This is a genomic window from Streptomyces cyaneofuscatus (assembly GCF_000718135.1).
Lineage (GTDB): Bacteria > Actinomycetota > Actinomycetes > Streptomycetales > Streptomycetaceae > Streptomyces > Streptomyces cyaneofuscatus.
Genome location: NZ_JOEM01000007.1, coordinates 154300 through 176221, shown reverse-complemented (window position 1 = coordinate 176221; position 21922 = coordinate 154300). Strand labels below are relative to the sequence as shown.

Here is a 21922-nt window from a genome sequence, read left to right as displayed (position 1 = left end):
GTACTCCTCTCGATGGCTCGACATGCGGCTACCAGCTGTGATCTGTCTCACTCGTTGATGCTCGCGAGCGGGTGGTGGAGCTGGCACCACCACGGGGCACGGGGGTCTGCCCCAGGATGATCGGGGTGGTGGCGCCATGGCTGCCGTGAGCCTCCGATCCGTACGTTTAACGAGGTCAGCGCCTATGTTTGAGAGACCGGAGACCTCATGTCCCAGGCAACAGCCACCGCTGCGGATCCCGCCGACAGCAGTGCGGAACGATCAGGCCTCCCGGCTGCCGGCAGTGACTTCGCCCCTTTGCTGCGTGCTGTGAAGGGGCAGGGCCTCCTCGAACGACGCACCGGGCGGTACGCGATCAGCATCGCGGCCAACCTGGTGGCGCTGGGCGGGGTGATCGCCGCCTTCGTTCTGCTGGGCGACACCTGGTGGAGCCTGTTCCTCGCCCTTCCGCTGGCGGTGCTGTGGACCCGTACGGCCTTCGTCGCCCATGACGCGGGCCACTCCCAGATATCCGGTGACCGCAGAGCGAGCAGGCTGATCGGCCTGGTCCACGCCAACCTGCTCCTCGGCATGAACGAGGCGTGGTGGAACGACAAGCACGTACGCCACCACGCCAACCCCAACCACGTCGACAAGGACCCCGATGTCGGCGTCGGCGCCCTGGTCTGGACCCAGAAGCAGGCGGCGCAGCGCGAAGGATTCGCCCGCTGGCTGACCCGCAACCAGGCCCGGCTGTTCTTCCCGATGCTGCTGCTGGAAGGCATAGCCCTGAAGATCTACGGGTTCCAGTTCCTGCGCCACCAGCCGGCCCGGGAGCGTGCGGTGTCGGCCCTGCTGATGACCGCGCACCTCGCGCTGTACGCCACCCTGCTGCTGACCGTCCTGTCACCGGGCAAGTCCCTCGTCTTCGCCCTGCTGCTGCACGCGCTGTTCGGTCTCCACCTGGGCATGGCCTTCGCCCCGAACCACAAGGGCATGGAGATGCCCGACCCGGACGGGGACCGCTGGAGCCACCTGCAGCGCCAGGTCCTGACCTCACGCAATGTGCGCGGAGCGGTCCTCACCGACTGGTTGCTCGGCGGCCTGAACTACCAGATCGAGCACCATCTGTTCCCGAGCATGCCCCGGCCCCACCTGCGGCTGGCCCAGCCCCTGGTCAAGGAGCACTGCAGGAGCATCGGTATGCCGTACGCGGAGACCGGACTCGTCGAGTCCTACCGGCAGGCGCTGGCCCATATGCACGAGGTCGGTGAGCCGTTGCGATGAGCGGCGCCACGGGGGAGAGGTCGGGCGGTCACGGGGGACAGGGGGAGGGCGTGCGGGGGAACGTAACGACGCACGGGTGCGTTGACAGGACAGAGGCGGCGCCGGCCGCGAAGGAGGCGTGGACCATGTCGAACGGTGCGAAGGTCGCTGTCGCGGGGGTGGTGGCCGCGGCCGTCCTGTGGCCCCTGATCGGATTCTGGTGGGCCCTGCTGGTCGTGATCGGTGTCCCCGTCGCGGGCTATCTGCTGCTGGACCCGTCCCAGCGAAGCAGGCTCCGCAGGATCAACCGCAAACAGATCGGCCGCTGAGCCCGGGATTCCGCGGCAGCTGAGTCCGGGATCCACCAGCAGCGGAGGCCAGGCTCCGCATCCCGGTCACGCCGGATGCAGAGCGAGCGCGTCCAAGGCCTTCAGGAGACCGGGCAGAGCGGGCCCGCGGCCGACGGGCAGTACCTCACCCGGCTCCTCGTCCAGCAGGATCAGCGCTATGTCGTCGGTCCTGGCGACCATCGACCACCCCGGGCCGTCGACCCGCAGGGTGCGTGCGTCGGCCGAGGCGAAGCCGGAGCGGATCCGTCCGGGCGGCGGCGGAGTCTTCGTGTAGGCGAGGGCCTCCGCCAGGGCCCGTCGTACGCCGGGGTGCCGGCCGGTCGCAGCGCCACCGGGTTCCGCGTCCCCCTCGGCGGCGGTGTCCTCGCCCCCCTGCTCACCGTTCCCGGCTTGTCCAGCCGGCTCGCCGCCCGGCCGGACGAACTGCGCATCGTCGATCTGCTCCCGCCACTGCGCCCACCGCTCCGCGATCTCATCGGCCCCGAGCCGCCGCTGCGCGGGACCCCAGGACCCCGCGTCCGGCGGAGACAACGGCGCGGGGCCCACCCCGCCCGTCTCCGGGTCGTGCGGGGCGGGCACACCGGGCGCGGCGACAGCCAGGGCCAGCGGCCAGCCGGGCAGCGCGCACACCACGGAGCGGTCGTCGGGGGAGAGGTCGTACTCCATGCCGCAGTCCCACGCGGCGATGGCCACGGCCACCAGCGAGACGTCCTCGACGACCACCGTCCAGCGGGCCCCGTCGCCGTCCTGCCCGAGGACGAGACCGTAGCCCTCCTCGTACGGTTCGAGGGCGAGCGCGCCGCACGCCGCCACGTAGTCGTCGCCCAGCACGCTCGGGAACCGGGCAGGAGTGAGCAGCAGCGCGGTCAGCACCAGCAGCGCGTCGTCGTCGGCGTCCGCACCGGCCACGGTGTCCTCCTCGTCCCTGATTTCTCGCTCGGCCACCCGTCGCCGGGCCCGCCTCACGTCCTCCGTCGGCGCACCTTAACTACTCGGTAACCCCGCCGTCGAGGCCCTGGCAGCCACCGCCGGACCCGCTCCGCCGGTCCCTCGGCCGGGTCGTCGTGGCCGGGAAGCACCGGGGCGTAGGGGGCGATCCGCGTAGCATCGGAGCTCCGGACGAACGAGGGGAAGAGCATGGTGCAGCGGTACGACCGGCTGAAGGAGATTCAGCGACTCGACCCGGAGCGCGACTTCCTGGAGATCTACCGCCTCACGGTTACCTACGAGTTCCCCTGGGACATCACCCGCGCCCTCGAACTGGCCCTCTACCGGACCTATGCCGTGCCCAGCATCGGCCGACTCCTCGACGAGACGGCGGAGCTGACGGAGCGTTCGCAGAAGCGCTACGACGACACGGCCCTGCTCCTGGACACCGTGGTGGAGCACGGATTCGACACCGAGGAGGGCCGCACGGCCGTCCGCCGGATCAACCAGATGCACCGCAGCTACGACATCAGCAACGACGACATGCGGTACGTCCTGTGCACCTTCGTCGTCACGCCGAAGCGCTGGCTGGACGACTACGGCTGGCGCCGGCTCTCCGACCACGAGCTGCGGGCCTTCGCCGCCTACTACCGCACGCTGGGCGCCCGCATGGGGATCAAGGACCTCCCGCAGAGCTACGAGGACTTCGAGCGCACCCTCGACACCTACGAGCACGAGCACTTCGGCTGGGACGCGGGAGCCCGCCGGGTCTCCGACGCGACCCTGGCGCTCATGGGCTCCTGGTACCCGGCGCCGCTCGCCCCGCTGGTCCGGGGTGCCAGCCTCGCACTCCTCGACGACTCGCTGCTGCGGGCGTTCCGTTACGAGCGCCCGGGGGCCGTGGCCCGTGGGCTGACCCGGGGCGCCCTGCGGCTGCGGGCCCGCGCCGTCCGCCTCCTGCCGCCCCGGCGCACGCCGCACTACGCGCGGCAGAACCCCGAGGTCAAGGGCTACCCGGACGGCTACGAGGTCGCCGCGCTCGGCACGTTCCCCACGCCGGGCGTCCGTGGCTGTCCGGTTCCCGGCCACCGGCCGCCGTCAGAGGTGCCCGTCGAGTGACTCCAGGGTGATCCGCAGCCATCGGAGTTCCGCTTCGCCGGTCGCCCGCGCGATGAGGAGGACGCCCCTGCGGAAGGGGTCCTCCAACTCCTCGGCGCGCAGTGGCCGGTCACCGTCGTAGAAGAAGCTCGCCGGTTCCTCCAGGAACACCAGCCGCCGCCGCAGTACCTCCGCCTGCGCCGAGGGCTCCGGAAGGTGCCGGAGGAAGGCCAGCAGGACGAACCACCGGTTCTCGTCGGTGATGTCCGCCCGCTCCGGGGAGGCCAGCCGGTCGCGCAGCTCCGCCCGGCCCGCCCCGGTGAGCGTCAGTACCTGCCGTGGTGCCGCTGTGGCGCCCGGTTGCGTCTCCCGAGCCAGCAGCCCTGCCTTCTCCAGCCGTTTGATCGCCGGATAGAGCGTGCTCTCCGGGACAGGGCGTACGTGCCCGATCAGTGCTGTGAGGCGTTTGCGCAGCTCGTAGCCGTGCAAGGGGGTGTCGCAGAGGAATCCGAGGATGGCGAGCTCCAGCATGCCCGCATCCTATCGCCGATACCCCGTTGACGTAGTACCTCGGTGTCGAGGTATGTTCACGGCTCGACGGTGGAGCCGGGCCGGTGCCGCAGAGGGCGGCCGGTGGTGGGCGGGAAGAGGGGGAACGCGGTGTACGAGGCCGAGTTCGACGGGCAGGGCAGCCGGATCAGATGGACCGAGGCGGCCGGGAGCGGGGGAGACGGCGGGGGCGAGGGGGCGGCCACCGTCTATGTGCACGGGCTCGGCGCGATGTCGGCGGTCTACCACGCCCACGTGGCGGCCCACCCGGCGCTGTCCGGCCGCCGCTCGCTCTTCGTCGACCTCCCCGGCCACGGCATCAGCGACCGTCCCGCCGGCTTCGGCTACGCGCTGGAGGACCACGCCGACGCGCTCGCCGCGGCCCTCGACGCGGCGGGCGTCCGCGGTGCCCGCGTCGTCGGCCACAGCATGGGCGGCGCGGTGTCCGTCGTCCTCGCCCATCGGCGCCCCGATCTCGTCTCGGGTCTGGTCCTCACGGAGGCGAACCTCGACCCGGCCCCGCCATCGGCCGCTGCCAGCAGCTCCATCGCCGCGTACCCGGAGGAGCAGTTCGTCCGGGGCGGCGGCTTCGCCGAGGTCCTGGGGCGGTTCGGATCCACCTGGGCGGCGACCATGCGCCTGGCGGACCCCCTGGCTCTGCACCGCTCGGCCACCGGACTGGTGCGGGGTACCGCCCCGACCGTCCGGCGGATGCTGATGGAGTCACCGGCCGAGCGGAGCTTTCTCCAGGGGACGCTGAGCGGCGAACTGCCCGGCGCCGCCGAACTGGTGGCCTCGGGGGTCCGCGTGATCCAGACGCCCGGCGCCGGGCACAACGTCATGTTCGACCGCCCCGACGTGCTGGCGGCCGCCGTCGCGGGCGGCACCGTCTGAGGCTGCGGGGCGCTGGACCCCGTACCGCTGCCGGAGCTTGCGTACGGCAACGGGCCCGGGGCCGTGGTCGTGGTCCGTCAGGGTTGACGTACGGCGAGAGCGAGGAAGCGGTCGTCCTCGTCGGTGTAGGAGTCCAGCCGCCACCCCGAACCGGCCAGCAGAGCCCGCAGCCTGGGCTCGGCCCGCAGATCGCCATCGGTGAGGGAGCGCCCGTGCCGCGCGGCGAGGGCGGCACGGCCGATCGGGTGGAACAGGGCCAGCACTCCGCCGGGCCGCACCACCCGCGCCAGCTCCGCCGTATCGGCCTCGGGGCGGGCCAGATGCGAGATCAGCCCGGCCCCGAACACCGCGTCCAACACCCCGTCACCCAGCGGCAGCCGCGCGACATCGGCCCGGATCAGCGTGCCGCTCTCCGCTCGCCCCGCCCGCACGGCCGCCTCCAGCATGGCGGGCGTCAGGTCGGCGCCCAGCACGGTGCCACGCGGACCGACCACCGCACGCAGGGCGGGGAGTGCCCGGCCGGTACCGCAGCCCGCGTCGAGCACGGCGTCCCCCGCCCGCAGCCCGAGCAGAGCGGCCGCGGCGGCATAGGCCGGGCCGTCGTCGGGGAACCGGTTGTCCCAGCCGGCTGCGCGTGGGGTGAAGAAGTCCAGGACATGGGTGTGGTCATCGGCCATGCGGACATGATCGCGCAGTCGGCGCCCGGACGGAACGCTGCTCAGACGTTGACGCCGTAGTCGGACGCGATGCCGGCGAGCCCGGAGGCGTACCCCTGGCCGACGGCGCGGAACTTCCACTCCGCGCCGTGCCGGTACAGCTCACCGAAGACCATGGCGGTCTCGGTGGAGGCGTCCTCGCTCAGGTCGTAGCGGGCCAGCTCGACCCCGTTGGCCCGGTTCACCACGCGGATGAACGCGTTACGCACCTGGCCGAAGCTCTGGCCCCGGCTCTGGGCGTCATGGATGGAGACCGGGAACACGATCTTCGCGATCTCGGCGGGGACCGAGGCCAGGTCGACCTCGACCGACTCGTCGTCCCCCTCGCCCTCGCCCGTCAGGTTGTCACCGGTGTGGCGGACGGAACCGTCGGGGCTGTTGAGGTTGTTGTAGAAGACGAAGTGGGCGTCGGAGAGGACCTTGCCCGCGGCCGAGCACAGCAGCGCACTGGCATCCAGGTCGTGATCGGCCCCCGTCGTGGTCCGTACGTCCCAGCCAAGGCCTACCGTCACGGCCGTCAGGCCGGGGGCCTCCTTCGACAGGGAGACGTTGCCGCCCTTCGCCAGGCTCACACCCATGAATGTCCTCCAGTGTTCCGTCGGTCCGCACGTCTGATCGGTCGATCCCTTGATCCTGCGATCCGTGCTGCTTCGTTGTCACTACATATGGCCGCTACTGGTACGAACGCCCCACGCGGCCTTCAAGGTTCCCGGATTGCGCAAGCCCTGAAATGAGGCGCGGCCGTGAAACGATCCGCCGCCGAGCACCCGGTCCGGGGCGCCGGGCCCGGGCCCCGAGGCGGGGTCAGCGGGCTTCGTCGTCCTTCATGGCTTTCGCCTCGCTCTTGAGGATGCGTACCGACTTCCCCAGGGCGCGGGCGGTGTCGGGCAGCTTCTTCGAGCCGAAGAGCACGATCACCACGACGGCCAGGATCAACAGGTGCCAGGGCTCCAGGCCGTTGCGCAACATTCTGGTCCCGCCCTTCTCTCCGTCCGCGCGACAACAGTTGCCGCATTGCGCAACTGTACAACTGTCGATCGAGGACCGGACGGCCACCCCCTCAGCGGCGCCGCTCGTAACGCCTCCGTGCCGCCGTGAGCCCCACCGCGTACAGCCCCAGCACCGAGCCGAGCAGCAGGTAGTAGAGAAGCGGCAGGGCACTCATCCCCAGCAGGGGTCCCAGCGGGGTCAGGGGAAGCAGGACGCCGACCACCGCGAGTCCGCCCGCCGCCGCCCGCAGAGGGCCTCCGGCCCGCCGTTCGGCGGCGCTGCGACCGGTCCGGAGCAGGACCATGACGAGGGCCTGGGTCAGCAGGTTCTCGGTGAACCACCCGGCGTGGAAGGCCGCCTCGCCGTCGGTCCCGGCCGCGTTGTGGAGCGCGAGGGCCAGCACCCCGAAGGTGGCGAGGTCGGCGGCGGCGTTGAGCAGTCCGAAGCCGGTGATGAAGCGCAGGAAGTCACGTGAGCGCAGGACCGCGGGCCGGCGCAGGGCGGACGCGCCCGGGCGGTCGAACGCGAAGGCGAGCTGCGCGGCGTCGAAGCAGAGGTTCTGCACCAGCACCTGTGCCGGAAGCATGGGGAGGAAGGGCAGCATCAGCCCGGCCGTCAGCATGGCGATGACGTTGCCCAGGTTGGAGGAGAGGGTGATGCGCAGATAGGTGGCGATGTTCCCGCTGCTGTGCCGCCCCGCCAGCACCGCCCGGTCGATCGCGGTGAGATCCTTCTCCGCCAGCACGACGTCGGCCGCCTCGCGCGCCACATCGACCGCGTTGCGCGGACAGATGCCGACATCGGCCGCGTGCAGGGCGGGCAGATCGTTGACACCGTCACCGAGGAACCCGATGGTGTGCCCGGCGGCCCGCAGAGCCGAGACGATCCGGGCCTTGTGCTCAGGGGTGCAGCGCGCGAACACGGTCGCCCGGTCCGCGACCCGCGCCAGCTCGGCGTCCGACAGGGTGTCCACCAGCTCGGCCGTCACCACCTCGCCGCACCCGCCCGCCGGGTCCGTGCGCAGGCCCAGGTCCTCGCAGACGCGGGCCGCCGTACCCGGGTGGTCGCCGGTCAGCACCTTCACGGTCACGCCCCGCCGGGCGAGCACGTCCAGGGCGTCGGCGGCGCTCGGTGCGGGCACGTCCCGCAGCGCGACCAGGCCCACAAAGGTCAGACCGCGCTCGTCCGCCGGGGTGTACCCACCGTGCCGGGCGGGCCGGTCGGCACGGGCCACGGCCAGCAGGCGCAGCCCCGACTCCGCCTTCCGGGCGGCGAGGGCGAGCAGCCGCTCCCGCTCTTCCCCGTCCAGCGCGCACCGTTCGAGAACCGCCTCCACGGCCCCCTTCGTCACCAGCGTGTGGACGCCGAGCCGGCCCGGCCGCCGGAGCACCGCGGTCGCCACCCGCCGCACCGGATCGAAGGGCAGCGCGGCCACCCCCTCGTACGCCGAATCCTCCGGATGCTCCGCAGCGTCCAGCACCGCCTCGTCCAGGGCGTCCGGCGCCGGCAGCTCCGCCAGCTGGAGCGTCCACAGCGCACTGAGCGCCGCCCACCGCAGAACACCGGGATCGGGCAGGTCCGAACCGTCGACCGCCGCCTCGACGACGGGCCGGTCCTCGGTCAGCGTTCCCGTCTTGTCCAGGCACAGCACATCGACGGCGCCCAGGTCGTGCAGGGCGGGCAGCCGTTTGACGATGACTCCGCTGGTACGGGCGAGCCGGGCCGCACCCCGCGCGAGCGCCGTCGTGACGATGACGGGCAGCATCTCGGGCGTGAGCCCCACCGCCACGGCGACGGCGAACGGCAGCGTCTCCAGCCCCCGGCCCCGCAGCGCCGCATTGGCCATCAGCACCAGCGGCGGGGTCAGCAGCATGAACCGGATCAGCGTCCACGAGATGCCCTGCACCGACCGGTCGAAGGCGCTGGCACCCCGCTGCCGGGCCCGGCCGTCGTGCGCGGCGGCGAACCGGGTCGCCCCTCCGGTGGCCGTGATCACCGCCGTACCGCTGCCGGACGTCACGCTGCTGCCCTGGAAACACAGCTGCGGCTGCGCGAACGGCCCGGCCCCGGCGAGCGCGGGGTCCGGTGCGTCGAGGGGATGTTTCGCCACCGGCGCCGACTCCCCGGTCAGGGCCGACTGATGCACCGTGAGCCCGCCGGCCCGCAGCACTCGCACATCCGCCGGTACGAGATCGCCCGGCCCCAGCCGGATCACATCGCCGGGCACGAGGTCGGCCACCGGAACTTCCCGCTCCCGGGACGGCGCGTCCGCCGAGGTCCGGCGTACGACGGTCGCCGTGGTGGCCACCAGCTCCCTGAGCGCCGCCGTCGAACGGTCGGCCCGGTGCTCCTCGGTCGAGCGCAGCAGGCAGCTGACCGCGACCAGGGCCAGGATCACGCAGGCCGTGCCCCAGGCGGAGACGACGGCGGAGACCAGCCCCAGGCAGAGGAGTACGGAGGTGAAGGGGTCCCGGAGACTGCGGACGAAACGCCGGGGCCAGGGAACCGGCCGCCAGGCGGGCAGCACGTTCTCGCCGAACCGGGCGAGCCGCTCCTCGGCATGCGCCTCCACCAGGCCGCGCGGTCCGCTGTCCAGCGAGCGCAGTATTTGGAGGGACGTTCCCACGGACCCCGGCACGGACGTGCCGACGGCCGGGAACGGTGTCACCGGGGCCGGTGTGCCGGGGATGGTCCGGCCGGATCCCGCGGCTGCGCTGCTCTCAGGCACCGAGCTCACGCAGGCGGACGGGCTCCTGGGCCGGGTGGCCGGCGCGCTCGGCGAGCTGGCCGACCATGAGCCGGACGACCGTCACCACGTCGGGGTCGTCGACCAGGTAGACCTGCCGGCGGCCCTCACGCCGCGAACGCACGAGACCGGCCAGCTTGAGCTTGGTCAGGTGCTGGCTGACCGAGGGGAGGGTGCCGCCCACCCGCTCGGCGAGGCCTGTCACATCGCTCTCGCCCTGGGCCAGTGCCCACACGATGTGCAGCCTCGCCGGTGTCGCCAGGAGCCCGAACGCGGCGGCGGCCTCGGCGAGCACCTCGGCGGGCGGATCCTGGAAACCGCCGCCGGTACCTGTCGACACGCTTGCTCTCTCCCTGCCGCGACCGAAAGAAACCAGTGTAGAGGCCGCGCCGTACAGCGACGAGATGCGGCAGGAGTGGGCAGGCGAGGTCCGCATCGATCAAGAACGATCAACCCTCTCGGACCGTACAGACGGTTGCCATGCTGTCCCGACGGCGAGGCCCGAACGATCGGAGGCGATGTCCGAACGACCGGACCGGGCTTCGCCGGAGTGTGCGGCTCATCCCAGGAGAATCTCTCGCAGGAGAAGTGATCGATGTCCTTTGAGCACGTCGGAAACGCGCACAGCACGCACGGCGCCCATGGGGACGACGCGATGGCTCTGAAGATCCTGGTGGCGGGTGGATTCGGAGCCGGGAAGACGACCCTGGTCGGCGCCGTCAGCGACATCCGGCCGCTGCGGACCGAGGAACCGCTCAGCGCGGCCGGGCGCGGCGTGGATGACACCGATGGGGTGGCGCGGAAGACCGCCTCGACCGTAGCGATGGATTTCGGCCGTATTACCATCCACGCCGGCCTGTCTCTGTACCTGTTCGGCACACCGGGGCAGGACCGCTTCTGGTTCCTCTGGGACGAGCTGTCCGAAGGCGCGCTGGCGGCGGTCGTCCTCGCCGACACCCGGCGTCTGGAGGACTGCTTCGCGGCCGTCGACTACTTCGAGCGCCGACGCATACCGTTCGTCGTCGCCGTCAACTGCTTCCCCGGGGCGCGCACCTACGCGGCGCACGACGTGTCGCACGCCCTCGACCTGGACCGGGGCACCCCCGTCGTGCTGTGCGACGCGCGCGACCGGGACTCCGGGAAAGACGTCCTGATCCGTACGGTCGAATACGCCGGGCGGGTGCACACCGCCCGGCTCCTCGACGCCGTCGGCTGACCGCTCGCCGTCGGCGAGCGGCCGTTCAGTCGGCCAGGCCGGCCAGGGCGATCACCTTGTCGATCCGCACACGCACCACCAGCTCACCGGCCACACCGTTGCGCCGGCCGAACTCCTGGGCGGCCTCCGGTCCCACGTAGCGCTCGGCGATCCGTGTCGCCCACCGCAGCAGTTCCCCGGGGTCCTCGCTCAGCTCCGCATGCCCCTGCACCACGGCGAACGCGTACGGCGGCCGTTCGTCGTCGACACACAGGGAGACCCGTGCGTCGCGCTCCAGGTTGCGGCCTTTCACACTCTTCCTGCCGGTGTTGAAGACCAGAGAGTCGCCGTCGAGCAGAAACCAGACGGGCGCGATGTGCGGACTGCCGTCGGCCCGCACGGTCGAAACCTTCGCGGTGCGGGTGCCCTCGGAAAGGAAGGCCCGCCACTCTTCATCGGTCATGTGATGTGCCATGGACCCATCCTGGGCCCGCTGCTCGCGTGGCGCGAAGCGGCGCCCCGGGAGACAGGGGGCGCTTGCCCGGACGGAGGCGGTGCGCAAGGCTTACGCGCGTAGCGGGGCACGGGGCACGAAGGCACGGGGAGGACGAGCAGATGGCGCTTGACCGGGGACTTGACTGGCTCCTTGACGATCTCACCAGCAGGGTGCAGTACATACGGCACGCCTTGGTGCTGTCGAACGACGGCCTGGTCACCGGGGCCAGTACGGGACTGGCCCGCGAGGACGCCGAGCACCTGGCCGCGGTCTCGTCCGGTCTGCACAGCCTGGCGCGCGGTTCGGGGCGGCACTTCCGGGCGGGGCGGGCCCGCCAGACCATGGTCGAGTTCGACGAGGCGTTGCTCTTCGTGACCGCCGCGGGCGACGGCAGCTGCCTGTGTGTGCTGACCGCCGCAGAAGCCGATGTCGGGCAGGTGGCCTACGAGATGACCCTGCTCGTCAACCGGGTCGGTGAGCACCTCGGCGTATCCGTCCGCCAGAGCGGCCCGGAGGACGCAAAACCTCTCTGACCCCTTCCGGCCTGCTCTGACCTGGCCTTTTCTCCGGCCGAGGAGAGTTATCCACAGGCTGGACCGGAAGTGACCCCGCCGGGCTACCGTGATCACGGAGAGTATTCGAGCTCACGGGGAGGACGGCCATGACGGTCAAGGAAGCGGTCCGCGCGCGGACCGGGAGCGCGTACGAAGTCCGGGGCGGCGACGAAAGCCTGGGCGAGGGCGAGCACACCCCGCCCGGCACCCCGCCCGGCACATCGGCGGACACGCCGGCCACACCGGCCACGGTGGCCGCCGGCCGTGCGGCGCAGGAACTGGGGCTCAAGCGCAGTGAATTCGAGCTGGCCGTGCACCTGGGGCTGATCGCCGTCACCGCCGGTTCCGGTGGCGGACGGCCGCGGGTGCACGAGCGGGAGATCGCGCGGCTGCGCGAAGACCCCGGGTTTCCCGACGGGCTGGCCGAGCGCGTCCGCACCGTCGGCACCGCGGAGGGTGCCGCGCTGCTCGGCATCGCCCCCGCCCGGTTCACCCGGCTGGCCCGGGCGGGCTGCGTCTCGCCGGTCACGTTCTACCTGAACCGCTACCGCGCGGTGGTGTGGCTCTATCTCGCGGACGAGCTCGCCTCGTTCGCCGTGCGGGAACCCGAGCTGCTCGCCGGCCGTACGCCCCTCAAGATGCGCACGATGCTGGAGGCGGGCGGCGACCGGCGGGCGCGGAACTGGCGCGGTCAGCGCATCGACCGACTGCTGAAGCGCACCGCCGACCCCTGGGCGCGGGCGGCGGTGGAGGCGTCCGCACTGGACTCCGCGCATCTGGCGGAGGTGGTGGAGGACCCGTACGAGCGCGCCTATCTGGCCCGGGTCAGGCCGGAGCCCGTCTTCGGGCGGCCGGGGTCCGTGGCGGCCAGGGAGACCATGGGAGAGCTGATGCTGGCGGACGATCCCGACGAGATCCTCTGGCGGCGGATCAACCTGACGCTCGGTCTGGACCTGGCCCGCGAGGAACGGCCGGCTCCACATCCGGGCGACGACCCCGGGACCCGGATGACACCGGCCCCGGAACCTACCTCCCGCGTGGCTCCACCACAGGCCCCGCCCGTCGCGGAGACGGCGCCGCCCCTGTCGCCTCCTGCCGGGGAAACGCACTCCGGTCTGCGGGAGCCTGGCGGAAAACGGCTGCTGGCCCGGCTGGGATGGCGCCGGCGGAGCGACGGATAGCCGTTCGCGGACGGGCGTTCGAGTCCTGCATCATGTCCGCATGTTGATCAGGGAAGCAACCACCGAGGACTGGCCCGCCATCTGGCCGTTCTTCCACGAAATCATCGCCGCGGGCGAGACCCTCACCTACCCGCCGGACCTCGGAAAGGAGGACGCGCAGGGGTGGTGGTACGTCGCCGCTCCCAACCGCGTGGTCGTCGCCGTCGACGAGGCGGGAGCGGTCCTCGGCACCGCGAAGATGAACCGGAACCACATGGGTAACGGCTCCCACGTGGCCAGTGCCACGTACATGGTCGACCCCGCCCACTCCGGCAAGGGAGTGGGGCGTGCCCTGTGCACGTACTCGGTCGAGTGGGCCCGCACGTCGGGTTTCCGGGCGATGCAGTTCAACGCGGTGGTCGAGACGAACACCCGCGCGGTCAAGCTGTACGAGTCCCTCGGCTTCGAGGTGATCGGCACCCTTCCCGAGGGGTTCAACCACCCGGCCGAGGGCTATGTGGGCCTGCACATCATGCACAAGGCCCTCTGACACCGCCGGGTCGCCGCTTCGGCCACCGGCCGGTCCGTCGTCGGCGGACGGTGGCCTGATGTCGATTCCGCCGTTCCGGCCGCGGCTCACACCCCCACCTGGGATGTGACCTGCTCCGGGGTGACCGTTCACCTCACCTACTACACGCCGGACGTCCCCAACACGGTGACCGTCACGGTGGACGGCATGGACCTCCTGCCCACCGAGACGGTCGGCAAGGAGTTGAGCACGAAGCTCACGCTTCCCGAGCACTCCGAGAAGCTGACCGTGCGACTGGTGGTCAAGGACGGCAGCAAGGGCGGCAACTACTCGTACGAGGATGAGAAGACGGCCGACGTGTGCGAGGGGGAGACCCCCACGCCGCCGCCGGCCGAGCCCACGCCGACCGAGCCGACCCCCAGCGAGCCGACTCCCACGGAGCCGACCCAGACCGAGCCGGCGCCGTCGGAGACCCCGGGCGCCGAGACGCCCGAGCCGAGCGACACCCCCAGCGGCGAGCCCTCGGAGTCCGCGCCGGCCGTGCCCGTCCCGAGCGGGAGCACGCCGCCGCTGGCCGAGACCGGTTCGTCGTCCGCCACGCCGGTCATCGGTGGCGCCGCCCTCGCGGTGCTGCTCGCCGGTGGCGGGATCCTGTGGGCCGTCCGTAAGCGGCGTACCACCCAGGCCTGACGCCCGTGTGCCCGGCGGCGCTCCCGCATGAGGCGGTGAGCGGCCGCCGGGTCGCGCGAGGTGCACGCCCCTCATCGCTGCCCGGTCAGCGCCGCCCGGCGGGCGGGACCCGCTCCACCGCGCCCGGGGGAGGGGCGGTGGCCGGAGGGGGAGCGGGACCGATCTCGCACCAGACGGCCTTGCCCTCGCCGCGGGGTTCGATCCCCCAGCGGGTGGCGACCGCGTCGAGCAGGAGCAGTCCCCGGCCCGACGTCGAGGTCTCGCCCGGGGTACGCCGCCGGGGCCAGGCGCTCGACCGGTCCTGCACCGAGAGCCGGATCCGCCGCACCGGCTCGGGCAGCACCTCCAGGGTCAGGACCGCCCCGCCCTCCGTGTGCAGCAGAACGTTCACCAGCAGCTCACCCGTGACCAGTTCGGCGTCGTCGGCGAACTCGGCCATGTCCCAGTCGGCGAGCGCCTGGCGCACGATGGCACGGGCGTCCGACAGCCCCTCCGGGTCCGCCTGATGGATGTACTGGTGCAGCCGGGGCGCGTGCGAGGACCCCACATCGGGGCTGCGCCGCAGGACCAGGAGCGCCACGTCGTCCCCCGACCCCCACCGCTCCCAGAGCCGGTCCGAGAGATGGTCGGCCAGCGCCTCGGCCCCGGCGGGCCCCGCGCTCACCTCGTTGCGCAGCGCGTCCACCCCCGCGTCCAGATCGGCGCCCGGCTCCTCCACCAGACCGTCCGTGTACAGCACGAACGTCTCCCCGGGCACCAGATCGAGCCGGGTCTCCGGGTACTCCTCGTCCTGGAAGTCCGTGGAGATGCCCAGCGGCAGACCACCGCGCACCTGCGGACTGCCGACCCGCCCGTCCGTGTGCCGGATCAGCGGCCCGAGGTGCCCGGCCCGGACCACCCGAGCCGCCCCCGTAGCCAGGTCGACCTGCGCGTAGGTGCAGGTCGCGAAGCGGTCGGTGTCCAACTCGGAGAGGAAGCGCGAGGCCCGGGCCAGCACGGTCGCCGGCGGGTGCCCCTCGGCGGCGTATGCACGCAGGGCGATGCGCAACTGGCCCATGATCGCGGCGGCATGGGTGTCGTGCCCCTGCACATCACCGACGACGAGCCCGTAACGGTTCTTGGGCAGGGCGATCACGTCGTACCAGTCGCCGCCGACCTGCCGTCCGCTCCACGCGGCGTGGTAGCGCACCGCGATCTCGCCGCCCTCGATGTCCTGTATGCGGGGAGGGAGCATCGCGGACTGGAGCTGGGTGGCGAACTCCCGCTCCTCGTCGAAGAGCATCGCCCGCTGGAGCGACTGCGCCACGATGGCCGCGAGACCCAGGCACAGGATCCGCTCGTCGGCGTTGAAGACGGTGCGCTCCCGGTAGAACAAAGCGAGTCCGCCGAGCGACCTGGCCTGGGCGACCAGGGGCAGATAGGCCGCGGCCCGGAACCGGAGCCTGCCCAGATGCGGCTCCAGCACCGGATAGCGCCGGGCCAGTGCCGCCAGGGACGTGATGAACCGGGGCCGCCCGCTGCGGATGGCGTCGGCCAGCGGAAGGTTGCGCTCCAGGTCGCCCGAGCCGAGCCCGTCGAGCGCCTCCAGCGACTCGCCGCTCAGCGCCACGATGTTCAGCGCGGAGTTCTCCACCAGCCCCAGGGCCAGCCCATCCGCCCCCAGCCTCGCCAGTCCGCCCGGACCGGTGAGCGCGGCCGTCACATCGTCCACGGTCACCGCGCGTGACATCGCGCTGGTCGTGCGCTCGACGATGTTGGTCTGACGCTGCCGGCGCTTTTCCAGATCGAGGACGAAGGCCGAATGGGTGACTTCCGCCGTCGCGTCGCGGACGACCCCCACGATCCGGTGGGCCTTCCCGTCCTTCGACCGCAGGATGCGGGCCTGGACATGGGTCCACTGGGTCGTCCCGTCGTCGAGCGGAACCCGGAAGTGGACGTTGTAGGAGTTGCTGCCGCCCGTGATGGCCTCGTCGATCGTGACGTCCAGCCGGGCCCGTTCCGCGGGCTCCAGCCGCTCCACCAGCGCACCGGGCCGTGAGTCGAACGTCGCCGGGTCCACGCCGAAGACCGCGAGCCCCGCGTCGTCGATGTCCAGAGTCCGCGCGTCGAGATCCCAGTCGAAGCTGCCGGTCCGGTTCATGGCGAGGCGTTCCGTCGGCCCGATCTCACCGTTGGTCCTCCGGTCGATCCGGCGGAGCGGAGCGGCTTCGGTGTCCTGCCGCCGTTCGTGGTCGGTCATGCATGCTCCGGAGGTCGTCCGGCGGGGCGCGCGGCGACGCGCCCCGTAGGCCTCAATTGTCGAGCCGCTCGCACCGGAGTGCCACAGCGGAGCACCACCGAAGTTTCTCCCGCCCCCAGGCCCGGACCCCAGGCCCGCACCCCGTGCCGGACCCCTGGCCCGACCCCCGCTCCGAAGGGCGGCCCGCGGGGTCGCAGAATGGGCGGGAACGGGCCGTCCGCCCGCGACGGACGGCCCCACCAGGTCTCCACCGTGTCCAGTGAGCGGAGTGCACACATGATCGACGACCGGCCCGTCCTGCTGGAGACCCGAGGGCGCTCCCTCCACATCACCCTCAACCGGCCCCGCGCCATCAACGCCCTCACCCACACCATGGTGCGGCTCCTCGACGAGGCGCTCGCCGGTGCCGAGCAGGACGAGGCGGTCACCTCGGTCGTTCTGACGGGAGCGGGCGACCGAGGGCTGTGCGCGGGCGGTGACATCCGGGCGCTCCACGACGACACCCGGGCGGGAGGCCGTGCGTCGCTGGACTTCTGGCGCGACGAGTACCGCCTGAACGCCCGCATCGCCCGGTTTCCCAAGCCGTACGTCGCGCTGATGGACGGCATCGTGATGGGCGGGGGGATCGGGGTCTCGGCCCACGGCTCGCTCCGGATCGTCACGGAGCGCACACGTGCGGCGATGCCCGAGACCGGAATCGGGTTCGTGCCCGATGTCGGCGGCACCCACCTGCTGGCCGCTGCCCCGGGCGAGCTGGGCACCCACCTGGCGCTCACCGGGCGTTCCGTCGGGGCGGCCGACGCCCTGCTCTGCGGCCTCGCCGACCACCACGTACCCACGCGGCGGCTGCCCGAGCTCACCGGGGCGCTGGCCGGGGCGGGGAGTGCCGACGAGGTGGCACGGACCGTGCAGGGGTTCGCCGAGGAGCCACCCGCCGGTGAACTCGCCGCGCAGCGCGACTGGATCGACGCCTGCTACGCCGCGGACACCGTCGAGGAGATCGTCCGCCGGCTCCGGGCGTGCTCCGCCCCCGCGGCGGCCGACGCGGCGGCGGAACTCGCGGGAAGGTCGCCCCTGGCGCTCAAGGTCACGCTCGCCGCCGTACGGAGGGCCGCCCGGCTCGGCAGCCTGGAAGCCGTTCTCGACCAGGAGTTCCGCGTCTCCGGCCGGATCCGAGAGGAACCGGACTTCGTGGAGGGCGTACGCGCCCGGATCATCGACAAGGACGGCAGCCCGCAGTGGAAACCGGCCACCCTCGCCGAGGTGGACGACAGTGCGGTCGCCCGCTTCTTCGCCCCCCTCGGACCGGATGAGCAGGAGCTCGGTCTCGCCCCCGACGCTCCTGCCGCCCCCGTCGGCGGTACGAGCTGAGACCGGGCCCCCGGCCGGTGTTCCCCCTGCCGGGGGCCCGGCTACCTGTCGCTGCCGGACAGGCTCGGCTGCAACTCCCGCACCAGAGCGAACAGCCGGTCCTCGTTCCCCGTCAGCCCGGCGCCGCGCAGGGCGCGGTCGGCCTCCCGCATCGGTGAGGTGAGCAACGGCAGGTACAGGGGCGCGTCTTCCGGGTCCGAGAGCGCGGCCCGGGTGGCCTCCAGCAGGCGGACATACGCCTGCGCCGCGGCGAGCTCGTCTTTGTCCATCTCAGCGTCTCCTGGTCGAAGGTGTCGGACCGTCAAGCATCTCGCACGGGTCTGACAACGCCCCTCCGAGCCGCTACCGCACCCCGGCAACTCCCGCCGGTGGCTCAACCTCCAGATACCGCCGCCTGCGAGGGCCCCGGTAGAGCAGCACGGTCCAGCCGAGCCGTCGCAGCACCTCGGCGCATTCGGCCAGCGCCTCCTCCTCGTGGTGCGCGGCGCCGCTGCCCGGCGGCCCGGCCCAGTCGACCCGCACCGACCCGGCCTGCTCGCCCGTACGCACCCGGTACCCGGCCGACACCGGGTGCCCCGAAGCGTCGACGGCGGACGGAGTGGCTCCGGAACTCTCCAGGGCCAACGCGACGGCCCGTACCGGCCGGTGAAGCTCCCACGGCGCCGGAGCGGCCTCCGCAGGGCCGACCCGTCCGACACCGGTCAGCCGGCGGATCTGCAGCAGCCCCTCGAAGGCGGTCCGCACCGAGGCGGCGCGCACCTCGGCGGCCTCGGTGGGCGGCGGCCCATCCCCGGTCGCGGGCTCGAAGCCGGCCCCTTCCTCGCTGCCCATACGTCCCCCTACGTGCCCTGAGCCCGGACCCCGCGCGTACGTGATCCAGTGTGCACCGGGGCACGGACACCGCCCGTCGCCCGGACCGGACGGTGTCGAGCGGCTCGACAGGCTCAGGCGGCCTTTCGGAGGTCCTCCTCCACGGCGGCCTTGAGGCGCTCCAGGGTGGTCCGGATGTTGCCGCGCTGGAACTGCCCGAAGGTCTTCCCGCGTGTCGCGACGCGATCGAAACCGTTGGCCAGGAAGTCCGGCCAGGAGCGCCGGTCGTCGGTCCAGGTCTCGGTCACCCGGGTCCCGCCGTCCACCGCTTCGAAGCGGTACTCCCAGGTCGCGATGGGTCCGGGAAGGCGCGGGCGCCGGACGCCGATGGCGTGGACCCGGAAGGCGAAGCGCTCGCCCGGATCGGCCGCCGTCACGGTGCACCGGGTCGTCCAGCTCACCGCGCCGCGCTTGTTGCGGCCCTCGAAGACCATGCCGACGTACGCGCCGCGCCGCTCTCCCCGGACGGTCGCCCCGCGGTTCTCCGGGCTCCAACGGCCCATCGCGGTCGGGTCGCTGAGCTGTTCGTACACGTGTGCCGGCGGGGCGTCGATGACGATGCTGTCCGCCACGGACATGGTGCGGGGCATGACGCAACTCCTTGTCCACGGTCGTCGTCGGGCCGGGTCCCGGGACCGGACGGACCGTGGCGCCGCATCCCGGGCCCACACCTTACTCGCGAGTAGGCGGCGTGTTGAGTGGCGGGCGCGGCCGGGAACCGGGACACGGTTCAGCGCGTGCGCCGCTCCCGCCGGTTCGCCACCCGCACCCGTACGTCGGTCGGCAGCCCGCGTACGCCCGCGCAACGGCGCGCGTCGGCCACCACCCCGGCGGCGACCCGGCGCACCACCTCCGCGGGCCGGGCCTCCGGCTCGACGACCAGCGTCACCGACGCCCTCAGCGGGCGGCCCGCCACGCGCACCCGGGCGTGCACCACCCCGTCGACCGCGGCCGCCTGCGCGGTCATCGCCCGTTCCCACGCCCGCCGCCGCAGCGTCAGACCGGCGCCCATCAAGCCGACCCATCGGGGCCGGGACGATGACACCTGTCCGGCGAACCACCGGAGGAACAGCGCCAGTACGAGAACGAGCCCCGCGATCACGGCAGGGGTCCACCAGCCGGTCTCCCGCACCCGGGCCAGTCCGTCGCGGTCCAGCAGCACCCCGTCTGCCGCACGCCCGGACCACCAGGCCGGCACTTCGCGCCCCATCCGGCCCAGCCCCGAACCGTCCCCGACGGCCAACAGGGTCCCGCCGCCCAGCAGGGCGAGGCCGACCGTCCCGAGCAGTACCCGGTTCACCGCGCCACGCCCGATCACCGCCACGCTCGCCACATCCTCATGCCGCCGTCCCTCACGTCACTCACGCCTCTCCGCCGTCCCGAAGACTGTCCCGGGCATCCCCGGGCATCCCCGGGCATCCCGAGCGCCCGGAGCGCCGTCCACGGCCGCATCCGATCCCCCGGCCGCGTCCTGCCCCGTCACCGCGTCCGCCCGCCCCGCCGCATCCGGCCGCTCCACCGACACCGGCACCGACTCCACCGGCTCCACCGACTTCTCCGGCTCCGGCGGCAGGCCCGACTCGCGCCGTACCCAAACCCGCAGCGCGGGCGGACGGGCCAGGCCCAGTTCCGGCAGGGCCGCGCCCAGCACCCGGACCGCCTCTGCGCGTACCTCCGCCGGATCGCCGTACCCCACACCGGCCCGAACCCCCGCCCGCCGACGGCGCACGGTCACCCGCGCCCGGACGACGCCGGGGACACCGAGGGCACGCTCCCGCAGGATCCGGGCCGCCGCCTCGCGGTCCAGCGCCGCCCGTACCTCCGGGCCGGGCGCCGCCATCCGCAGCCGTCGCCGCAGCCCCGGCAGGAGCGCGCACCCCAGCAGCCAGGCGCCCGCGAGCGCCGCGACCGCCCCACCGATCCGTACCGCGGAGTCCGCCGGACCATGGGTCGCCGCCCAGTCGAGCATCGCCGTACGCCAGCCGGCGGGGGCGTCGCCGAACCGGACCGCGACCACATCGGCCAGCACCAGCCCGCACGCCACGGCTCCCACGGCCGCCAGGACCGCCGCCGGAACACGCCGCTCCGCCCTGATCCGGGCGCCAGGACGACCGCCGTCCGGGCCCGGAGTCGCCTCCGCTGCCTCCGGAACCACCGGTGCAGGGCCCGCCGACAGCGCGTCGACCCGGACCTCGGCGCGGGGCACGGACAGCCCTGTCAGGGCCGCCGTCCGGGCCGCCGCCCGCTCCCTGATCCGCCGCGCGGCCTCGTCGGCCCGCACCGGATAGGGCAGCCGTACGCCGACGGAGATCCACGCGGAGGTCCCGCGCACCCCGGCCGAACCCCGGAGCACCGACCCGCCGTCGGGCAGCGCCTCGGCGGCGGCCCGCTCGGCGATCCGCCGGACCGCCCGCGGCGCCACCGTCGTCGTACCGCGCTCACCGGCCGGGACCGTCACGGCCGCCTCCCCGCCAACGAGTCGAGGAACTCGCGCAGACCGGTGCCCCGGTCCACGAGGTGACCGGCGAGCCATCCCAGCGCGCCGAGCGCGGCCACCACGAGGAACGCACCGAACCCGCCGAACCAGCCCGCGAACCCCAGCGCCATGCCCGCCGCCGCCCCGATCACGCCCCGGCCCGGCACACCCTCCGCCGGGCCGGGCCCGTCCACCCTCCGTGTCACGTCGTCACGCCACGCGGGTCTCGGTGACGGCGGCCTCGTCGTCGTCCTCGGGCAGGTGCACGTCGTTGACGGTCACGTTGACCTCGACGACCTCCAGGCCCGTCGTCCGCTCCACCGCCGCGATGACGTTCTCGCGCACGTCACGCGCCACATCGGTGATGGCGACGCCGTACTCGACGACGAGATCCAGGTCGATGGCCGTCTGACGCTCGCCCACCTCGACCTTGACGCCCCGTCCGACGTTCGGCCGGCCGCCCGGCACCCGGTCACGTACCGCGCCGAGCGTCCGGGAGAGACCGCCGCCCATGTCGTACACGCCGGGGATCTCCCGGGCCGCCATCCCCGCGATCTTCACGACGACGGTGTCCGCGATCGAGGTGCGGCCCCGCGTCGCCGCGGGCTCGGACGCGCCGGTGGCGCCGCGCCCCACGGTCGTCGTACCGCCGGCCGCGCCGCTCTGCTTCGGTCCGCCTACGCCCGGCCCCGTGCCCGTGGCGGGAACGGCTGCGGTGGTCTGGGTGGTGGTCATGGAAACTCCTCGCGTATCGCTCGGCCCGTATCGCCTGACATCTCGTTGGACACGCTGTCCGCCGATTCGTCACGCGGGTTCCCGGAAACTTT

The 21922-nt window shown here is 72.9% G+C and carries 26 protein-coding genes; 10 read left to right on the top strand and 16 right to left on the bottom strand.

The window, feature by feature from the left end; genetic code table 11:
* The first annotated feature begins 207 nt into the window (after positions 1–207).
* Positions 208–1266 carry a fatty acid desaturase family protein gene (locus IF17_RS0113345; RefSeq protein ID WP_030565410.1) on the top strand — a complete coding sequence of 353 codons (1059 nt, stop codon included), beginning with the start codon at positions 208–210 and terminating at the stop codon, positions 1264–1266.
* A gap of 125 nt (positions 1267–1391) precedes the next feature.
* Positions 1392–1574, top strand: coding sequence for a hypothetical protein (locus IF17_RS0113340; RefSeq protein WP_030565408.1), 183 nt, complete (start codon positions 1392–1394; stop codon positions 1572–1574).
* A gap of 66 nt (positions 1575–1640) precedes the next feature.
* Here the strand turns inward: IF17_RS0113340 and IF17_RS0113335 are convergent, their stop codons facing one another.
* Positions 1641–2504, bottom strand: coding sequence for a hypothetical protein (locus IF17_RS0113335; RefSeq protein ID WP_078615896.1), 864 nt, complete (start codon positions 2502–2504; stop codon positions 1641–1643).
* 228 nt (positions 2505–2732) lie between these two features.
* Here IF17_RS0113335 and IF17_RS0113330 point away from each other — a divergent pair, with 228 nt between their 5' ends.
* Positions 2733–3641: an oxygenase MpaB family protein gene (locus IF17_RS0113330; protein WP_030565404.1), complete on the top strand. Its 909-nt coding sequence runs from the start codon at positions 2733–2735 to the stop codon at positions 3639–3641.
* On the opposite strand, the gene IF17_RS0113325 is transcribed toward IF17_RS0113330, so the two are convergent.
* The gene (locus tag IF17_RS0113325; RefSeq protein ID WP_030565403.1) at positions 3621–4151 is read right to left on the bottom strand and encodes a PadR family transcriptional regulator; all 531 of its coding nucleotides are present in this window, start codon (positions 4149–4151) and stop codon (positions 3621–3623) included. The two genes, IF17_RS0113330 and IF17_RS0113325, sit on opposite strands and share 21 nt — an antisense overlap.
* A 129-nt stretch (positions 4152–4280) precedes the next feature.
* Here IF17_RS0113325 and IF17_RS0113320 point away from each other — a divergent pair, with 129 nt between their 5' ends.
* Positions 4281–5063, top strand: coding sequence for an alpha/beta fold hydrolase (locus IF17_RS0113320; RefSeq protein WP_030565401.1), 783 nt, complete (start codon positions 4281–4283; stop codon positions 5061–5063).
* 77 nt (positions 5064–5140) lie between these two features.
* Here IF17_RS0113320 and IF17_RS0113315 read toward each other — a convergent pair whose 3' ends face one another.
* The 5 genes from IF17_RS0113315 to IF17_RS0113295 form a co-directional block, all read right to left on the bottom strand.
* A complete protein-coding gene (locus IF17_RS0113315) occupies positions 5141–5740 on the bottom strand; it encodes a class I SAM-dependent methyltransferase (RefSeq protein ID WP_030565399.1) in 600 nt (199 codons plus the stop codon).
* 41 nt (positions 5741–5781) lie between these two features.
* Complete coding sequence (locus IF17_RS0113310) at positions 5782–6357, bottom strand: TerD family protein (protein WP_018512829.1); 576 nt, start codon at positions 6355–6357, stop codon at positions 5782–5784.
* Between the two features lie 226 nt (positions 6358–6583).
* Positions 6584–6748, bottom strand: coding sequence for a Sec-independent protein translocase subunit TatA (gene tatA / locus IF17_RS0113305; protein WP_018512828.1), 165 nt, complete (start codon positions 6746–6748; stop codon positions 6584–6586).
* Between the two features lie 91 nt (positions 6749–6839).
* Positions 6840–9497: a magnesium-translocating P-type ATPase gene (gene mgtA, locus IF17_RS0113300; protein WP_425315167.1), complete on the bottom strand. Its 2658-nt coding sequence runs from the start codon at positions 9495–9497 to the stop codon at positions 6840–6842.
* Positions 9490–9855: an ArsR/SmtB family transcription factor gene (locus IF17_RS0113295; protein ID WP_018512826.1), complete on the bottom strand. Its 366-nt coding sequence runs from the start codon at positions 9853–9855 to the stop codon at positions 9490–9492. Before IF17_RS0113295 ends, mgtA begins: the two co-directional genes overlap by 8 nt.
* A gap of 255 nt (positions 9856–10110) precedes the next feature.
* On the opposite strand from IF17_RS0113295, the gene IF17_RS0113290 reads away from it, so the two are divergent.
* Positions 10111–10731 (top strand): GTP-binding protein, encoded by a 621-nt coding sequence (locus tag IF17_RS0113290; RefSeq protein WP_030565394.1) that lies wholly within the window; start codon positions 10111–10113, stop codon positions 10729–10731.
* 25 nt (positions 10732–10756) lie between these two features.
* Here IF17_RS0113290 and IF17_RS0113285 read toward each other — a convergent pair whose 3' ends face one another.
* Entirely contained in the window at positions 10757–11185 is a 429-nt protein-coding gene (locus IF17_RS0113285; RefSeq protein ID WP_030565392.1) for a PPOX class F420-dependent oxidoreductase, read from the bottom strand.
* Positions 11186–11325: 140 nt separating this feature from the next.
* Here IF17_RS0113285 and IF17_RS0113280 point away from each other — a divergent pair, with 140 nt between their 5' ends.
* The 4 genes from IF17_RS0113280 to IF17_RS0113265 all read left to right on the top strand — a co-directional run bounded on the left by IF17_RS0113280 (position 11326) and on the right by IF17_RS0113265 (position 14139).
* Complete coding sequence (locus IF17_RS0113280) at positions 11326–11739, top strand: roadblock/LC7 domain-containing protein (protein WP_030565389.1); 414 nt, start codon at positions 11326–11328, stop codon at positions 11737–11739.
* A 128-nt stretch (positions 11740–11867) separates the two neighbouring features.
* Positions 11868–12941, top strand: a complete 1074-nt coding sequence (locus tag IF17_RS0113275; RefSeq protein WP_030565387.1) for a DUF6397 family protein — start codon at positions 11868–11870, stop codon at positions 12939–12941.
* A 40-nt stretch (positions 12942–12981) separates the two neighbouring features.
* Positions 12982–13470, top strand: a complete 489-nt coding sequence (locus tag IF17_RS0113270) for a GNAT family N-acetyltransferase (protein ID WP_030565385.1) — start codon at positions 12982–12984, stop codon at positions 13468–13470.
* Between the two features lie 120 nt (positions 13471–13590).
* On the top strand, positions 13591–14139 hold the full coding sequence (locus IF17_RS0113265) for an LAETG motif-containing sortase-dependent surface protein (RefSeq protein WP_425315164.1): 549 nt from the start codon (positions 13591–13593) through the stop codon (positions 14137–14139).
* A gap of 85 nt (positions 14140–14224) precedes the next feature.
* Here the strand turns inward: IF17_RS0113265 and IF17_RS0113260 are convergent, their stop codons facing one another.
* Positions 14225–16378 (bottom strand): SpoIIE family protein phosphatase, encoded by a 2154-nt coding sequence (locus IF17_RS0113260; RefSeq protein ID WP_030565382.1) that lies wholly within the window; start codon positions 16376–16378, stop codon positions 14225–14227.
* 276 nt (positions 16379–16654) lie between these two features.
* On the opposite strand from IF17_RS0113260, the gene IF17_RS0113255 reads away from it, so the two are divergent.
* Positions 16655–17749 carry an enoyl-CoA hydratase/isomerase family protein gene (locus tag IF17_RS0113255; protein WP_030565380.1) on the top strand — a complete coding sequence of 365 codons (1095 nt, stop codon included), beginning with the start codon at positions 16655–16657 and terminating at the stop codon, positions 17747–17749.
* 41 nt (positions 17750–17790) lie between these two features.
* On the opposite strand, the gene IF17_RS0113250 is transcribed toward IF17_RS0113255, so the two are convergent.
* The 7 genes from IF17_RS0113250 to IF17_RS0113220 all read right to left on the bottom strand — a co-directional run bounded on the left by IF17_RS0113250 (position 17791) and on the right by IF17_RS0113220 (position 21830).
* A complete protein-coding gene (locus tag IF17_RS0113250) occupies positions 17791–18018 on the bottom strand; it encodes a hypothetical protein (RefSeq protein ID WP_015606445.1) in 228 nt (75 codons plus the stop codon).
* 73 nt (positions 18019–18091) lie between these two features.
* The gene (locus IF17_RS0113245; RefSeq protein WP_030565377.1) at positions 18092–18580 is read right to left on the bottom strand and encodes a hypothetical protein; all 489 of its coding nucleotides are present in this window, start codon (positions 18578–18580) and stop codon (positions 18092–18094) included.
* 113 nt (positions 18581–18693) lie between these two features.
* Positions 18694–19209, bottom strand: coding sequence for an SRPBCC family protein (locus tag IF17_RS0113240; protein WP_030565375.1), 516 nt, complete (start codon positions 19207–19209; stop codon positions 18694–18696).
* A gap of 140 nt (positions 19210–19349) precedes the next feature.
* Positions 19350–19943, bottom strand: coding sequence for an Asp23/Gls24 family envelope stress response protein (locus IF17_RS0113235; RefSeq protein WP_030565373.1), 594 nt, complete (start codon positions 19941–19943; stop codon positions 19350–19352).
* A 33-nt stretch (positions 19944–19976) separates the two neighbouring features.
* The gene (locus tag IF17_RS0113230; protein WP_244890473.1) at positions 19977–21077 is read right to left on the bottom strand and encodes a DUF6286 domain-containing protein; all 1101 of its coding nucleotides are present in this window, start codon (positions 21075–21077) and stop codon (positions 19977–19979) included.
* On the bottom strand, positions 21074–21301 hold the full coding sequence (locus tag IF17_RS0113225; protein ID WP_030565369.1) for a hypothetical protein: 228 nt from the start codon (positions 21299–21301) through the stop codon (positions 21074–21076). Before IF17_RS0113225 ends, IF17_RS0113230 begins: the two co-directional genes overlap by 4 nt.
* A gap of 4 nt (positions 21302–21305) precedes the next feature.
* On the bottom strand, positions 21306–21830 hold the full coding sequence (locus IF17_RS0113220; RefSeq protein ID WP_018512813.1) for an Asp23/Gls24 family envelope stress response protein: 525 nt from the start codon (positions 21828–21830) through the stop codon (positions 21306–21308).
* Between the last annotated feature and the right edge of the window lie 92 nt (positions 21831–21922).